At 70.5% G+C, this 14,588-nt stretch carries 12 protein-coding genes and 1 tRNA gene; 6 read left to right on the forward strand and 7 right to left on the reverse strand.

Annotation, left to right across the window (positions count from 1 at the left end; genetic code table 11):
• The first annotated feature begins 25 nt into the window (after window positions 1-25).
• Window positions 26-99: transfer RNA gene (locus HNR68_RS12895), tRNA-Pro, on the forward strand.
• 188 nt (window positions 100-287) lie between these two features.
• Here the strand turns inward: HNR68_RS12895 and HNR68_RS12900 are convergent.
• The 4 genes from HNR68_RS12900 to HNR68_RS12915 all read right to left on the reverse strand — a co-directional run bounded on the left by HNR68_RS12900 (window position 288) and on the right by HNR68_RS12915 (window position 5,293).
• On the reverse strand, window positions 288-1,697 hold the full coding sequence (locus HNR68_RS12900) for a phosphotransferase family protein (RefSeq protein ID WP_179720778.1): 1,410 nt from the start codon (window positions 1,695-1,697) through the stop codon (window positions 288-290).
• Window positions 1,694-2,290 (reverse strand): TetR-type transcription factor C-terminal domain-containing protein, encoded by a 597-nt coding sequence (locus HNR68_RS12905; RefSeq protein WP_218888287.1) that lies wholly within the window; start codon window positions 2,288-2,290, stop codon window positions 1,694-1,696. Before HNR68_RS12905 ends, HNR68_RS12900 begins: the two co-directional genes overlap by 4 nt.
• Window positions 2,291-2,367: 77 nt before the next feature.
• Window positions 2,368-3,618, reverse strand: a complete 1,251-nt coding sequence (locus HNR68_RS12910; protein ID WP_179720780.1) for an acyl-CoA dehydrogenase family protein — start codon at window positions 3,616-3,618, stop codon at window positions 2,368-2,370.
• A 232-nt stretch (window positions 3,619-3,850) separates the two neighbouring features.
• Window positions 3,851-5,293, reverse strand: a complete 1,443-nt coding sequence (locus HNR68_RS12915) for a helix-turn-helix domain-containing protein (protein WP_343050111.1) — start codon at window positions 5,291-5,293, stop codon at window positions 3,851-3,853.
• A 160-nt stretch (window positions 5,294-5,453) separates the two neighbouring features.
• On the opposite strand from HNR68_RS12915, the gene HNR68_RS12920 reads away from it, so the two are divergent.
• From HNR68_RS12920 to lipA, 5 genes are all read left to right on the forward strand, one after another.
• A complete protein-coding gene (locus HNR68_RS12920) occupies window positions 5,454-6,377 on the forward strand; it encodes a thiamine pyrophosphate-dependent dehydrogenase E1 component subunit alpha (RefSeq protein WP_218888288.1) in 924 nt (307 codons plus the stop codon).
• A gap of 14 nt (window positions 6,378-6,391) precedes the next feature.
• Entirely contained in the window at window positions 6,392-7,423 is a 1,032-nt protein-coding gene (locus HNR68_RS12925; protein ID WP_179720784.1) for an alpha-ketoacid dehydrogenase subunit beta, read from the forward strand.
• A 2-nt stretch (window positions 7,424-7,425) separates the two neighbouring features.
• Window positions 7,426-8,943, forward strand: coding sequence for a 2-oxo acid dehydrogenase subunit E2 (locus tag HNR68_RS12930; protein WP_179720786.1), 1,518 nt, complete (start codon window positions 7,426-7,428; stop codon window positions 8,941-8,943).
• Between the two features lie 9 nt (window positions 8,944-8,952).
• Complete coding sequence (gene lpdA, locus HNR68_RS12935) at window positions 8,953-10,365, forward strand: dihydrolipoyl dehydrogenase (RefSeq protein ID WP_179720788.1); 1,413 nt, start codon at window positions 8,953-8,955, stop codon at window positions 10,363-10,365.
• Between the two features lie 63 nt (window positions 10,366-10,428).
• Window positions 10,429-11,430, forward strand: a complete 1,002-nt coding sequence (lipA, locus tag HNR68_RS12940; RefSeq protein ID WP_179723756.1) for a lipoyl synthase — start codon at window positions 10,429-10,431, stop codon at window positions 11,428-11,430.
• 307 nt (window positions 11,431-11,737) lie between these two features.
• Here lipA and HNR68_RS12945 read toward each other — a convergent pair whose 3' ends face one another.
• Genes HNR68_RS12945 through HNR68_RS12955 form a run of 3 tightly spaced genes read right to left on the reverse strand, consistent with a single transcriptional unit; the run spans window position 11,738 to window position 14,588 of the window.
• Complete coding sequence (locus HNR68_RS12945; protein ID WP_179720790.1) at window positions 11,738-13,042, reverse strand: TRAP transporter large permease; 1,305 nt, start codon at window positions 13,040-13,042, stop codon at window positions 11,738-11,740.
• Window positions 13,042-13,554 (reverse strand): TRAP transporter small permease, encoded by a 513-nt coding sequence (locus tag HNR68_RS12950; RefSeq protein WP_179720792.1) that lies wholly within the window; start codon window positions 13,552-13,554, stop codon window positions 13,042-13,044. Before HNR68_RS12950 ends, HNR68_RS12945 begins: the two co-directional genes overlap by 1 nt.
• Window positions 13,551-14,588, reverse strand: a complete 1,038-nt coding sequence (locus HNR68_RS12955) for a TRAP transporter substrate-binding protein (protein ID WP_179720794.1) — start codon at window positions 14,586-14,588, stop codon at window positions 13,551-13,553. The genes HNR68_RS12950 and HNR68_RS12955 overlap by 4 nt, the downstream gene beginning before the upstream one ends.

Raw genomic sequence — 14,588 nt, forward strand, 5'->3', positions numbered from 1 at the left:
TGTCGGCACACCCCAAGAGGTGAGTCGGGATGTAGCGCAGCTTGGTAGCGCACTTGACTGGGGGTCAAGGGGTCGTGGGTTCGAATCCCGCCATCCCGACGGAGCGAGGAGCCCGCCGACCAGAGGTCGGCGGGCTCCTTCGCGTGGGGCACGTGACCACGTCCACCCGTCGTACCGCTGGCGGGGACAGCCGGGGGACCAGCGTTGCCACCGCGTCGCCACGTCGGTGATCGAGTGGAGCCGAGACCCGACGCCGGTGAGTCACCTCAGTTCAGTGTGACGCTCGATCAGGTGGTCGACCGGGCACGCCGCTGTGGCTCGTTGCGCTGCACCGCTGAGCCGTCGAGTCGGGTCCGGTAGCTCGGGTTCGCGACCGCCAGCCGCTCGGCGGCGCCGCGGGCGATGAGGGCCGCCACCTCGGGTTTGTCGACGTCGACGCTGCCGGAGCGGATCGCCAGGGCGAGTTCGGCTTCGTCGGTGAAGCCGTTGTCCCGCAGGGCGCGGGCGTGCTGGGTGCGGGCGGAGGTGCCGCGGCGCCACTCGCGCTGGGCGGTCGACAGCACGTTGGCGGCGATCTTGGCGCGGTAGCGGGTGACCGGGTCGGCGTCCCGCGTGGCCTCGGTGACGAAGTCCTCGACCGCGCCGAGGAGTTCGCCCAGGTGCGGGCGGCCGTACAGGTCTTCCGGTGGTTCGTCGTCCTCGACGTCCGGCACGTCGGAGCCGGGCCAGTCGAAGGCTTCGAGCAGGTCGTGCTCGCACTCGGCGACACGTCGGCCGATCGCGAGCAGTTCCAGCCGGTTCTCCGGGTTGCTGTCGGCGCGAGCGGCCTGGTCGCGGCAGATCACCGCCCACTTGAGGGAACCGAAGACCTCCCACCACCGCACTGTCGCGGGGTCCGGTTCGCGCCCGCCGCCGTCCCGGTAGCCGCGGAAGAGGTCCTCGCGGCTGCCGAAACCGCCTGCGGGCTCGGGAGAGCCGAAGCGCCAGCTGGGCGTGCACAACCACCCCAGGTCCTCCATCGGGTCGCCGAGGTGCACCAGCTCCCAGTCGAGGACCGCTGCGAGGCCTTCCGGGGTGACGAGCAGGTTGCCGGTGCGGAAGTCGCCGTGCACCACGGTGCGCTGCGCAAACCGGGGACGGTTGTCGAACAGCCAGCGGAAGGCCAGGTCCAGCGTCGGAACGGGCCTGCCCTGGCGGACGTACTTGTCGAAGCAGTCCTCCAGCGGCTCGGGCCGCGGCAGATCCGGGACCCGCTCCGGGGCCATGGTGTGGATGCGCGCGAGAGTCCGGCCCATCTGGTAGGCCATCCGTGCTCGCGCGTCGCGGTACCGGTCGTCGCGGAACAACCTCCGGGGCACGGCTTCTCCCGCGACGTGCCCCATGATCAGGTAGGAGCCGCCGATGTCGGTCCTCGGTGCCTCGCCGCTGGAGTCGACCACGTCGGGCACCGGCACGCCGGCGCGGGCCGCTTCGCGCAACGCCGCCGCTTCGAGGGCCATCCGGGCTGGGTTCTCCTCCGCCGGCGGGTCCCGGCGGAGCACCAGCCTGCGGGGCTGCCCGCCGGGAGTCGTGACCTCGAACTCCCAGGTGTCCCGGCTCGCTCCGCCGGTCAGCTTGCGGAGCCCCGAGACGACGACCTCGGTCCCGGACAGCCGTCCGAGCCGGTCGGCGAGTGCCCGTTCCAGGTCGGCGGTCATGTGGTCTCCCCTCGGTACCCCACGGTGTCGAGCGCGATCTGCTGGTACCGGCTCACCACGTCCTCGACACCGAGCCGGCCGGTCGGCCGGTACCACGTGGCCACCGCGGTGCACGCGGTGACGATGAACCGCGCGGCGTCGACGGGCGTGGCCGTGGTGAACGCGCCCGTCTCGACGCCGTGGAGCACGACGCGGTCGAACATCCGCTGCTGGGCGTCGCGCTTGCTGATGACCGGTTCGAGTGCCGTGGGTTCGAGGCTGCGCAGTTCGGTGTTGCCGAGCAGGCTCTCGAACGGGTACTGGGCGTGGGACCGGACGTGCACACCCACGATCGCGCGCAGGCGGTCCGCCGGATCGCTGCCTGCCCGGAACAGCGTGTCCTCGGTCGCGGTGACGAGGTCGTCCATCACGCGCTTGAGGATCAGCAGCAGCAGGTCGTGCTTGGAGCCGAAGTGCGTGTAGAGGGAACCGACGGCGAGGCCTGCCGCGGTCGTGATGTCACGCACCGAGCTGCCGTGGTAGCCCTTCTCGGCCATGACGTGGATCGCGGCGTCGATGAGGTCCGCCGCTGAGGGATCGTCGGTGTCCCGCACGACCGGACTGCGCGGACGGTGCGACGTCGTCCTCGCCGCGCCCACTCGTCGCTCCGACGGACTCACCGCGGACCCGCTCACCGCTTCCCGCCGATGAAGCCGAAGAGGTGCCCGGCGACCTTGCGCACCTGGATCTCCTCGGCCCCCTCGGTGATGCGGTAGCGCCGGTGGTGGCGGTAGATGTGCTCGAACGGCAGGTGCCGGCTGTACCCCATGCCGCCGTGGACCTGCATGGCCCGGTCGGCGGCCTCGCACACCAGGCGGTTGGCCCGGTAGTTGCACATCGACACGCGGTCCGAGACGGCCATGTGCGAGCGGGTGTCGAGGTCGTGCGCGGTGGCGCGGACGAACTGCCGCAGCATCGCGGCATCGGTGTGCAGTTCCACCAACGGCCACTGGATCGCCTGCCGCTGGGCGAGCGGCTGGCCGAACGTCACGCGCTGTCGTGCGTGCTCGACGGTCTGGTCGATGCAGTACTGCGCGGCACCGAGGCTGGACGCGGCCTGGCGGATGCGGTTCTCGTGCACGAACCGCTGCGCGATCTCCAGCCCTCGCCCCTCTTCACCGAGGATCGCGCTGTCGGGGACGCGGACGTCGTGCAGCGTCACGTCGGCGTGGTCGGTCGGCATGGTGAACGTCCACCGGAACAGGCCGACGGAGAAACCGGGGGAGTCGACCGGGACGATGAACGCGGTGATGCCGCGCGCATCACCAGGATTTCCGCTGGTGCGGGCGAAGACCAGGTCGTGCGTCGCCACGTGCATCCCGGTGTTCCAGCGCTTCGCCCCGTTGATGACCCAGTCGCCGCCCTGGCGCTCCGCGGTGGTCTCCATCCAGGTCGCGTCGGAGCCGTGGTCGGGTTCGGTGAGGCCGAACCCCATCCCGCGCTCACCGGTGATCATCGCTTCGCAGAACTCACTGCGCTGTTCGTCGGTGCCGAACTCCCACACCAGGTGCACCCCGGGGAAGTTGCCCACGACCGAGGACTCGTCCTGGAGGTCGTTGTGCAGGCCGAGACCGCGGTGGGCGAGGTGCTCGCGCACGACCGCCATCTCCAGGTTGCTGGCCTCGGCTCCGCCCAGCGCCGCGGGCAGATCGCGCCGCAGGAAACCGGCCCGGTCCGCCCGCCGCCGCATCTCACCGAGCAGCTCGTGCCACTCCTCGCGGGGCAGGCCGCCGCGCTCGAAGTCGGTGCGCGCCCACTCCCGCCGGTGGTCGAAGAACCGCTCGTTGTCGTCGGACTCCTGCAGCGGCCGGATCTCCTCGTCGATGAAGCGGTCCAGGTCGTGGAGCAACTGCTCGAAGCCGGCGGGAACGTCCAGAGCCATGGAGAGCCCTCCTGGTGCGGAGTGAACGGTCGCTCACCGGCACCGTACTGTGACGTGCGTCGCAGATCAACGTCCCGCAGCCGCCAGGCCTGCTGGGTCGATGACGTGTGCCCGCGAGCGAGGAAACGCACTGAGTGCGTGTTCACCGCCGCAGTGCGGATCTTGGGTGATCGGTCCGGAGCTCCTGTCAACGCCGTCCCGCTGTGTTCCCCAGCGGGGACAACAGACGCTTTCAGGTATCGGGACGTAGGACGGCGACGTCCAACTCGGGCACGAACCGGTACGGGCGGTGGTCGAGCAAGTCGCCGAAGTTCCTGCGCAGGCGCGACATCTCCGCGCGGACCGTGACCGTGCGGCTGCGGTCGCCGAAGAGCTGGTCCGCGAGCTCGGCAGCGGTGCGGCCAGCTGGGTTCTCGGCGAGCGCCAGCAAGATGTCGCTGTGGCGGCGGCTGAGGCGGTAGGTCCAGCTGGCCGACGCCCGGTGCACAGTCAGGGAGGAACGTCCGGCCCGACGAACGTCGAGGACCACGCGGGTGGTCGTGGTCGGAGCGTCATCGTGGAGGCGCAGGAGCAATCCGCCCGGCAGGGGCTCGACCGAGCAGGCGCCGAACGCGGGCAGCCAGATCTTGGGCGTGTCGCGCAGGGCGGGCAGGTCGACGCGGTCGACCGGGGGCACCCCGGTGGACGCGGCGACCCAGCCGGATCGGTCGGTGACCAGCGCCTGCCCGCCCAGCTTCGCGAGCATCGGTGTGCCGACCGCACGGAGCCGGTCCAGGCTGGCGCGGTGCTCCTCGCGCAGGCGCGCCTCCGCGAGCCCCGCCACGGCGCGCACGAGCGCGAGGGTGGTCGGGTGGGCCGCCTCGGCCGGGCCGCTGACGTCGACCGCGCCGAGCAGGCGGCCGTCGCGCGGGTCGTGCACGGGGGCGGCCGCGCACGTCCAGGTGTGGTGTGAGCGGACGTAGTGCTCGGAGGAGTGGACCTGCATCGGCACGCCCTCGACGAGCGCGGTGCCGATCGCGTTGGTGCCGACTTCGGTCTCGCGCCACGACGCGCCCTCGACGAATCCGAGCCGGTCGGCCCGCCGGAACAGCTCGGCACGCCCCTCCCGCCACAGGACGCGCCCGTCCTCGTCGACGATGACGACGATGTGCCCGGCGCTCTCGGCGGCAGGCACGAGCCCAGCACGGAGTTCCTGCAACGCCTTCCCGGTGATACCGCACCGCGCACGCCGGCGTTCGAGCTCGCTGGGAGGAGCCGGGTGGCAGTCCGCGCCGCGGTCAGGGTCCACACCTTGCTGACGGACGCGTTCCCAGGACTGCACGATCAGGCGCCGCGCCGCGGCGGGAGGCCGCTGACCGGCCAGCACCGCCTCGCGGGCGCGGGCGAGCTGCCGCGGATGCGCTTGTGACGCGACCGCGGTCGCGTGATCTCGAGCCCGCATGTCGACTCCTCCCCGGCCGCCCTGGGGCGCTGCCGTTCTCCGGATCGTCACACGACGTGTAGTCCAGGTCACATCGCTACAGGAAAGTTCGCCCCACCGCTGAGCGCAAGAGTTGCACGAGGTTGCAGAACCCGGGTGCGCGACCGGTGCCTCACCGCTGGCGCGACCGCCCGCCTCTCGCGCGATCCGGACACCAGGAACGTTCTGCAACGCACTGCAACGCTTGTTCCACATCGGACAGATCCGTACGTTCGTCCGCCAAGGACCGCAGCAAGCACTCGGATCGGAGCCCCGGGCGCCGGGGCCGCGTTCGGACGAGAGCTCGAGAACCGTTGTGCGGACGAGGAGAAACATGGTGCTGAGCAAACGCGCACTACTCGGTGCGTACCGGAGGATGTCACGGATCCGGGCGTTCGAGGACCGCCTGCACGAGGAGAACGCCACCGGGGACATCCCGGGCTTCATCCACCTGTACTCGGGCCAGGAGGCGATCGCCGTCGGCGTCTGCGAGAACCTCCGCGACACCGACCACATCGGATCCACGCACCGTGGGCACGGCCACTGCATCGCCAAGGGCTGTGACATCCACGGCATGATGGCCGAGATCTTCGGCAAGGAAGACGGGCTCTGCCACGGCAAGGGCGGCTCGATGCACATCGCCGACCTCTCCGTGGGCATGCTCGGCGCCAACGCCATCGTCGGCGGCGCTCCTTCGTTGGCGATCGGCGCCGCGTTGAGCGCCAAGATCCTCGGCACCGACGGGGTCGCGGTGTCGTTCACCGGGGACGGCGGGTCGAACCAGGGCACGACGCTCGAGGCGATGAACATGGCCGTGGTGCTGAAGCTGCCGATCGTGTTCGTCATCGAGAACAACGGCTACGGCGAGGCCACCGGCACCGACTACGCGGTGGGCGCACCGGACATCGCGGCCCGGGCCGCGGCGTTCGGGATGCCGGCTGCGAAGGTCGACGGCACCGACTTCTTCGCCGTGCACGAGGCTGCCCGGGAGGCCGTGGAACGCGCCCGCGCAGGCGGTGGTCCGACCACGATCGAGGCCCGGGCCCACCGCTTCTACGGGCACTTCGAGGGTGACGCCCAGCTCTACCGCACACCCGAGCAGGTCGCCGAGCTGCGCCGGACGCAGGACCCGCTGGTGATCTTCCGCGCCAAGGTCGACCGGCGAAAGGTCTCCGTGAAGGAGCTGGACGAGATCGACGAAGAGTCGAGGGCACTCGTGGACGAGGCCGTCGGCCGGGCGCGCGCCGCCGCGTACCCGCCGATCGAGCACCTGCTGACCGACGTATACGTCTCGTACTGAGGGAGAGCGACCCGATGAGCACGTCGAAGAAGACGTACCGCGAGGCCGTGAAGGAGGCCCTCGCCCAGGAGATGCGCCGGGACCCCGCGGTGGTGCAGATCGGTGAGGACCTGCGTGGCGGCCACGCCGGGACCAACCCGGACCTGGAAGAGAAGAAGATCGAAGCGTTCGGCGGTGTTCTCGGCGTCACCAAGGGCCTGTGGGGTGAGTTCGGGTCCGACCGCGTGATCGACACGCCCATCACCGAATCCGCGATCGTCGGCATGGCCGCCGGTGCCGCGCTGACCGGTCTGCGTCCGGTGGCCGAGCTGATGTTCATGGACTTCTTCGGCGTCTGCTACGACGCGTTGTACAACCAGGCGGCGAAGTTCCGTTACATGTTCGGCGGCAAGGCCCGCACGCCGTTGGTGCTGCGCGGCATGATCGGCGCGGGTTTCTCCGCTGCCGCCCAGCACTCGCAGTCCCCGTACCACGTGTTCGCCTCCGTGCCGGGGCTCAAGGTCGTCGTGCCGTCCAACGCGCACGATGCCAAGGGACTGCTCATCCAGGCCGTCCGAGATGACGATCCGGTCGTGTTCTGCGAGCACAAGACCTTGTACGACACCACGGACGAAGTTCCGGACGAGCCGTACACGATCCCGTTCGGCGTCGCCAACTACACCCGCCAGGGCACCGACGTGACTGTTGTGGCTCTGTCAGCGATGGTCAACGCCGCCAACGAGGCGGCCGACAAGCTCGCTGCGGAGGGGATCTCCGTGGAGGTCGTGGACCCGCGGACGGTTTCGCCGCTGGACGAGGAGGGGATTCTCGAATCCGTGGCGGCCACCGGTCGGGTCGTCATCGTCGACGAGTCGGCCGCGCGCTGCGGGTTCGGGCACGACGTGGCCGCCCTCATCGCTGCGAAGGCTCTCGATTCCCTGCGAGCGCCGGTCGAGTTGGTGACTCCGCCGCACACCCCGGTCCCGTTCTCCCCCGTGCTCGAGAAGGCGTGGCTGCCCGACGCCGCCCGCATCGAGACGGCTGTCCGCAAGTTGGTGACCGCCTGACCATGAACGAGATCAACCTCATCGAAGTTCCGAAGTGGGGCCTCTCCATGGAGGAGGGAACCATCACCCGCTGGCTGATCGCGGAAGGAACGCGGTTCAGCAAGGGAGACCCGCTCTGCGAGATCGAGACCAGCAAGATCACCAACGAGATGGAGGCCCCGTTCGACGGCGTGTTGCGGCGTGTCGTCGCGCGGGAAGGGGAGACCTTGCCGGTTGGAGCCCCGATGGCGGTGTCCGCCAGGGAGGACGTACCGGACTCCGAGATCGACGCGTTCCTGTCGCAACGCGTGCCGGCGGTGGCCGACGACTCAGCGGGAGCACCGGCGCACGACGCCCCAGCGGCGGAGCCCGGCCCGGTACCACCTCCGGCCAACCCTGCTCCGACCCCGGCGCCTTCCGGCTCCACCATCGTCCCGGAATCCCTGCAGGGGCCCCTGAACGGTGACGTCTTCGCCACCCCGCGCGCGGTCCGATTCGCGACCGAACAAGGCATCGACCTGGCGAAGGTCCCGGGAAGCGGCCGCATGGGTCGGGTTTCACTGGCGGACGTCCACAACGCCGTCCGCGATGCCGGTGGCTCCGTGGCCGCACCACCTGCACCGCGACGGACGGTACTGCGGTCCGTGCAGGACGACAGCACCGTCGACGCCACACCGGTGGCCCGTCGGCTCGCGGCAGAGCTCAAGATCAACCTGCACGACTGCCGCGCGACAGGATCGCGCGGGCGGGTGTGCGTGGCTGATGTCCGGGAGGCCGAGCGGAAGTTCAACCCGGGCACCAGCGTCGCGACGCCCGACGGCAGGCTCGCCGAGGACTCCGGGAACGCCACGCCCGCGTTCGAGCCGGTGCCGCTGAGCTCGATGCGCAAGGCCATCGGACACCGGTTGCAGGAATCGAAGCGGAACTCCCCGCACTTCCGGCTGTCCGTGGACCTGGAGATCGACGATCTGCTCGCGCTGCGCGAGCAGGTCAACGCCACCGTTCCCGCGGTGAAGCTGTCGGTGAACGACTTCGTGGTGAAGGCGTGCGCCTCCGCGCTGCGGGCGGTGCCAGAGGTGAACGTGCAGTTCGACGAGGGGTCCCAGGCGGTGCTCCAGCACTCGGCTGCGGACGTCGCGGTGGCGGTGGCGCTGCCCTCGGGTCTCATCACCCCGATCGTCCGCGGGGCCGACACCCGGAGCCTCGCCGAGATCTCCGAATCGGTGCGCACTCTGGTGACCAAGGCGAAGGCGGGCACGTTGAGGCCCGAGGAGTTCCAAGGCGGCACGTTCACCGTCTCCAACCTCGGCATGTACGGCGTGCGCGACTTCGACGCGATCATCAACCCGCCGCAGGCGGCGATCCTCGCTGTCGGTGCAGGGGAGCAGCGCGCGGTGGTCCGGGACGGCCAGCTCGTGGCGCGGACGTTGGTGACCGCGACGCTCTCCTGCGATCACCGCGTCATCGACGGGGCACTCGGCGCGACGTTCTTGCAGGCGCTCAAGCGATTCGTCGAGTCGCCCGCGCTGATGCTGGTCTAGGAGGACCTGATGACCGACAAGTACGACGTCCTCGTCGTGGGCAGCGGTCCCGGCGGTTACGTCGCCGCCATCCGGGCCGCGCAGCTGGGGCTGCGAACCGCCGTCGTGGAACGCGATCAGCTCGGCGGCATCTGCCTGAACTGGGGCTGCATCCCGACCAAGGCGTTGCTGCACGGAGCGGACGTGGCGCACGTGCTGGCGAACCTCGAGCCGCTGGGCTTCCGCGCGACCGGCGTGGAGTTCGACATGGCACAACTGGTCGAGTTCAGCCGCTCGGTGTCGAAGCGCCTGTCTGGCGGTGTCGCCCACCTGATGCGCAAGAACGGCGTCGACGTCCTCAACGGCTCCGCACGACTGGTGGACAAGGGCGTGGTCTCGGTCGTCTCCGACAACGCGGACGGGAAGCGGAGCGAGACCGAGCACCGTGCCGACCACATCGTGCTGGCCACCGGTGCCCGACCGCGGCCGGTGCCGGGCCTGGTGCCTGACGGCGACCGGATCTGGACCCACTTCGACGCTCTGGGCGCGCCGGAGCTTCCGAAGTCGCTGCTGGTCGTCGGGTCCGGCGCGGTTGGCGTGGAGTTCGCCAGCCTGTACCGCGACCTGGGCAGCGAGGTCACGCTCGTCGAGGTGGCACCGCGCATCATGCCCGCTGAGGACGCGGCGGTCTCCGAGCACGTCCGAAAGGCGTTCGCGGAGCGCGGGATCCGCGTCCACACCGGTGCTTCGGTCTCCGAAGTCGTGGTGGGCGTGGATGCCGTGACGGCTCAGGTGGGTGCGCCAGGCGGTCCTTCGGAACCGGTCACGGCGGAGCGGGTGCTCGTCGCGGCGGGCATCCAGGGCAACGTCGAAGACCTGGGGCTGGAAGCCGTCGGGGCCGAGACCGAAGGTGGGTTCATCCGGGTCGACGAGTGGTGCCGGACGACGGCGTTCGGAGTCTACGCGATCGGCGACGTGGCGGGCGGCCCTTGCTTGGCTCACAAGGCCAGCCACGAGGCCGTGGTGTGCGTGGAGAAGCTCGCCGGGCTCGACCGCGTCTCGCCGCTGGACCGCGACCACGTCCCCGGCTGCACCTACGCCCGACCGCAGGTCGCGCGGCTCGGCCTGACCGAGGAGCAGGCCCGCGCCACCGGGCGACCGTTGCGGATCGGCACTTTCGACCTGCGGGCGTCCGGCAAGGCACTCACCCTCGGCGAGGCCGGGGGATTCGTGAAGACCATCTTCGACGAGTCCACCGGGGAACTGCTCGGTGCCCACATGGTCGGCCCGGAGGTCACCGAGCAGATCCAGGGCTTCGGCATCGCCCATGCGGTGGAGGCCACCGAAGAAGACCTCGCGAAGGTCGTGTTCCCGCACCCGACGCTGTCCGAGGCGATGCACGAGTCGGTGCTCGCGGCCCTGAGGAGACCCCTCAACGCCTGACCAGGTGCGCGGCCTGCCACCCCAACGGCAGGCCGCGCACACCACACCCCTGAGGAGGCGAACCTGACTGTGGCGCCGGAGGGTCGCAAGCTGCTGCGGTTGGAGGCCCGCAACAGCCAGACCCCGATCGAGAAGAAGCCGTCGTGGATCAAGACCCGCGCGCGGATGGGGCCCGAGTACCAGGAGCTCAAGGGCCTGGTCCGCCGCGAGGGGCTGCACACCGTCTGCGAGGAGGCGGGCTGCCCCAACATCTTCGAGTGCTGGGAGGACCGCGAAGCGACGTTCCTCATCGGCGGGGACCAGTGCACCCGCCGCTGCGACTTCTGCCAGATCGACACCGGCAAGCCCGCCGCGCTGGACGTCGAGGAGCCGCGCCGGGTCGCCGAGTCGGTGCAGGCCATGGGCCTGCGCTACTCGACCGTCACCGGTGTCGCCCGTGACGACCTGCCCGACGGCGGCGCGTGGCTGTACGCCGAGACGGTGCGGCAGATCCACGAGCTCAACCCGGGCACGGGTGTGGAGCTGCTGATCCCGGACTTCAACGCCGACCCGGACCAGCTGGCCGAGGTCTTCAGCTCCCGCCCGGAGGTGCTCGCGCACAACCTGGAGACCGTGCCGCGCGTGTTCCGCCGGATCCGGCCGGGCTTCCGCTACGAGCGGTCGCTGAAGGTCATCAGCGAGGCGCGGGACGCGGGTCTGGTGACCAAGTCGAACCTCATCCTCGGCATGGGCGAGACCCCGGAGGAGGTGCGGCCGGCGCTGCAGGACCTGCGCGACGCCGGCTGCGACATCATCACCATCACCCAGTACCTGCGCCCCAGCCCGCGGCACCACCCGGTGGACCGGTGGGTCAAGCCGGAGGAGTTCGTCGAGCACACCAAGGCGGCCGAGGAGATCGGCTTCCCCGGCGTGATGGCCGGACCGCTGGTGCGCTCCAGCTACCGCGCGGGTCGGCTGTACGCGAAGGCGACCGTGCACCGCGGCATGCCCCTCCCGGAGAACCTGGCCCACCTGGCCAAGGAGGGCACCGCGGCCCAGGAGGCCACCAGCCTCCTCTCCCGCTGACGCCGTCCACCAACCGCACGACATCGGCAACAGCAGCAGTACTCACGGAGGGAGCGCTCCCGGCGCTTCACGACGCTGGGAGGAACCCAGTCGCGACGTGGTGAGGCGGTGCGATCTCACGCCGGACCCGATGCACGACTCCTGGTGGCGGTGCCCGCGACGTCACCCGCGTCTCCGCCGCGTTCCTGCAGCCCACCCCGCAGCTGCAGAGCACGGTGCTGGCCGCGGGCGAGGACCGCGCGCTGCAACGGCGGCTCGCCCGGGTGCTGGAGACCGGAACCGACCCCGACGGGCTGCTGCCGGGCCCCTAGTCGAGCAGGCCCATCACGCCCGGCAGTCCCAGGCTCAGCGCGGGGACGAAGGTGACCGCGAGGAGCAGCAGGACCAGGCCGACGAAGTACGGCAGCAGCTTCGGCACGACCCGCTCGATCGACACCCCGCTCACCCCGGTCCCGACGAACAGGACCGACCCGACCGGCGGCGTCATGGTGCCGATGCACATCGCGAGGATGAGCACCATGCCGAACTGGACCGGGTCCATGCCGAGCTCCTCGGCGATGGGCAGCAGGATCGGCGTGAAGATGAGGATCGCCGGGGTGATGTCCATGAACGTGCCCACCACCAGCAGCAGGACGAGCATGAGCACGAGGATGACCACGGACGAGTCCGCCACCGACAGCAGCGCTTGCGTGATCGCCGCCGGGATGCCGGTGTAGGCCATCACCCAGGACATGCCCGCGGACGCCGCGATGAGGAACATGACGATGCCGGTCGCGACGACCGTGCGCGTGACGACGTCCTTGAGCGCGGCCCAGGACAGGCTCCGGTAGGCCAGCGACAGCACCAGCGTGTACAGCACGGCGACCGCGGCGCCTTCGGTCGCGGTGAAGACGCCGAACACGATGCCGCCGACCACGACCACGATGAGCAGCAGGCCCGGGACCGCCCGGAGCAGGACCCGGAACGCCTCGGCAGCGCCGACCCGCTCGACCTTCGGGTACCGCTCGCGCCGGGCGGACGCGAAGGCGATCACCATGATCACCACGCCCAAGAGGACCCCCGGCACGTACCCCGCCATGAACAGCGCCGAGACCGACACCCCGCCGGCGACGGTCGAGTAGACGATCGCGGCCGTCGTCGGCGGGATGAGCAGCCCGGTCGGGGCCGAGGCGACGTTGACCGCGGCGCCGAAAGCCGGGTCGTAGCCGGCCTTCTGCTGCCGCTCGTGCAGCGTGCTGCCGATCGCCGCGGCCGCCGCCACGGCCGAACCGGACAGCGCGCCGAACAGCATGTTGGCCAGCACGTTGGTGTGCGCCAACGCGCCGGGGACCCGGCCCACCGCCACCAGGGCGAGGTCGACGAGCCGGCGCGCGATGCCGCCGGTGTTCATGAGGTTGCCCGCGAGGATGAACAACGGCACGGCCAGCAGCGAGAAGCTCTCGATGCCGACGTTCATCTGCTGCCCGATGACGTAGGTGGCGTCGTCCCACGGCAGGAACGCCAGCGCGGTGGCGAACGAGGCGATCCCGAGCGACACCGAGATCGGCACGCCCGCGAACAGCAGCACGAAGAACGCGCCGAACAGGACGGCGACCGCGGTCAGCGCACCCATCAGTCCGTCCCCTCCGTCTCGATCGCGACCTCGGTGACGAGGTCCTCCCAGACGTTCAGCAGCTGCGCGACCGTGATCGCGAGACCGGCGACCGGTCCGATCGCGTAGACCAGGCCCCGGGAGATCCCCAGCAGTGCCGAGTGGTCGGTGGCCGCGCTGACCGCCAGCATCGTGCCGCCGACCACCAGCACCACCACGGCGAAGGCCAGCACGAGGACGTCCGAGCCGAGCACCAGCGCGCGCCGCGCCGCGGGCGAGAACCGGTCCCGAAGCACGAGGAGCGCCATGTGCTTGCGGTGCAAGAACGCGTGGGCGGCGCTGACCATCGACGTCCAGATGAGCGCGTAGCGCACCAGTTCCTCGGTGAAGGCCGCGGGCGAGCCCAGCACGTAGCGGGTGAACACCTGGTACAGCACCAGCAGCGTCATGAGGACGAGCAGGGCACCGGCGAAGGCCGCCAGCACGCGGCCGAGCACCTGTCGCGTCCGGTGGATGCGGTCGAGCGCGGTCATGGCGTGTCCGCCCTCCCAGCCGAGTCGATGAGGGACAACAGCTCCGCGACCTCCGGGTACTGGCGGGCGTAGTCGTCCACCACCGGCCTGGTGGCCTCGCGGAAGGCCGCGGTGTCGACGTCGGTGATGAACTGGACGCCCATCGCCTTCGCCTCGGCGATGGCCTGCTGCGTGGTCTCCGCCCAGTCCACCTTCTGCCGCTCGGTCGACGCGCGCGCCGCGTCGAGCAGCAGCTGCTCGTCGGCCGGGTCGAGCCGTTCCCAGGTCTCGGTGCTGATCACCAGGATGTCGGGGATCCGGGTGTGCTCGGTCATCGAGAACGCGTGGGACACCTCGCCGTGCGCGCTGTCGGTGAGCACCGTCTCGTTGCTCTCGGCGCCGTCGATGAGCCCGGTCTGCAGCGCGGTGTAGGTGTCGCCGAACGCCATCACGACCGGCGCGGCGCCCAGCGCGGCGACGAAGTCGGTCTGCGAGCGCATGTCCTGCACGCGGATCTTCTTGCCGCGCAGGTCTTCCGGGGTGCGCACCGGGGTGTTCCCGGTGTAGAAGGACCGCGCCCCGGAGTTGTAGTAGGTGAGGCCGATGAAGCCGTCGTCGGCGGTCGAGCGGAAGTGCTCGGCCATCTGCGGCGAGTCCATCACCGCGTAGAACTCCCGCTCGGAGTCGAAGACGTAGGGCAGGCCGAAGGTGTGGTAGCCGGGGTCGTAGGTGGCCAGGCCCGGAGCGCTGACCCGGGTCATGTCGACGATGCCCTGGTGCAGCTGGCCGAGCACGTCGGGTTCGGCGCCGAGCTGGCCGTTGCCGTAGATCCTCACCACGATCCGGCCGCCGCTGCGCCGCTCGACGTCCTCGGCGAACGAGGCGAGTGCCTTCGAGGTGACGTGGTCGTCGCCGAGGTTGTTGGCCAGGGACAGCACCAGGGGGTTGTCCGGCGTCGCCTCGGCGCTCGTCCGCGCACCGGACGCCGGCGCGCACGCGGCGAGGACCGTCACGAGGACCAGGGCGACGATGCCGCTGATCGATCGTCTCCTCAT

It is taken from the genome of Saccharopolyspora hordei (genome assembly GCF_013410345.1).
GTDB classification, from domain to species: Bacteria; Actinomycetota; Actinomycetes; order Mycobacteriales; family Pseudonocardiaceae; genus Saccharopolyspora; species Saccharopolyspora hordei.